This window comes from Streptomyces adustus (genome assembly GCF_009377175.1).
In the GTDB taxonomy this organism is placed as follows: Bacteria; Actinomycetota; Actinomycetes; order Streptomycetales; family Streptomycetaceae; genus Streptomyces; species Streptomyces adustus.
On sequence record NZ_VJZD01000561.1, the window covers coordinates 1 to 1,063 of the forward strand.

Genomic DNA, 1,063 nt, shown 5'->3' on the forward strand with positions numbered 1-1,063 from the left:
CGTCGTGCCTGTGCGGCCCTGGCCGCCGTCACTTCCCTCGCCCTGGGCGTCACCGCGTGCGGTGGCACCACCAAGAACGATGTCGCCGCTGACAGCGGTTCGGCCGCCGCGGGCGGTACGGCCGACCCGAACGCCGCGACGAAGAAGGGCCTGACCGTGGGCTTCCTGCCCAAGGCGGTCAACAACCCGTACTTCACGACGTCCGACAAGGGCGGCGAGGCGGCGCTGAAGGAGCTGGGCTCCAGCTACAAGGAGGTCGGCACCTCCAGCGCGACCGACACCGCCGGCCAGGTCTCCTACGTCAACACCCTCACCCAGCAGCAGGTCGACGCGATCGCGGTCTCGGCGCAGGACCCGGGCGCGCTGTGCACGGCGCTGAAGCAGGCGATGAAGGGCGGCATCAAGGTCGTCACGTACGACTCCGACACCAAGGCGGACTGCCGCAACGCGTTCGTCTCGCAGGCCAGTGCCGAGGACCTGGGCCGCACGGAGGTGCAGCTGCTGGCCGAGCAGATCGGTTACAAGGGCGAGATCGCGATCCTGTCGGCGGCGCAGACCGCGACGAACCAGAACACCTGGATCGACTACATGAAGGAGGAGCTGAAGGACCCGAAGTACAAGGACATGAAGCTGGTCAAGGTCGCCTACGGCAACGACGAGGCCCAGCAGTCCTTCCAGCAGACCCAGGGCCTGCTCCAGGAGTACCCGGACCTGAAGGGGATCATCTCCCCGACCACGGTCGGCATCAAGGCGGCCGCGCAGTACCTGTCCGGCTCGAAGTACAAGGGCAAGGTCAAGCTCACCGGTCTCGGTACGCCGAACGACATGCGCAAGTACGTCAAGAACGGCACGGTCGACGGCTTCGAGCTGTGGGACCCGGCCAAGCTCGGCGAGCTCGCCGCCCGGACCGCGGTCGCGCTGTCCTCGGGGCAGATCACCGGCAAGGAGGGCGAGACCTTCACGGCCGGCTCGATGGGCTCGTACACCATCGGCAAGGACGGCGTGATCAGCCTCGGCAAGCCGACCGTGTTCGACGCCAAGAACATCGACCAGTTCAACTTCT

General features: G+C 67.0%; 1 protein-coding gene. It reads left to right on the forward strand.

Annotation, left to right across the window (positions count from 1 at the left end; translation table 11 throughout):
• Window positions 1-1,063 (forward strand): rhamnose ABC transporter substrate-binding protein (gene rhaS, locus FNH09_RS46545; protein ID WP_152895895.1); only part of this gene is annotated, 1,063 nt, incomplete at both ends.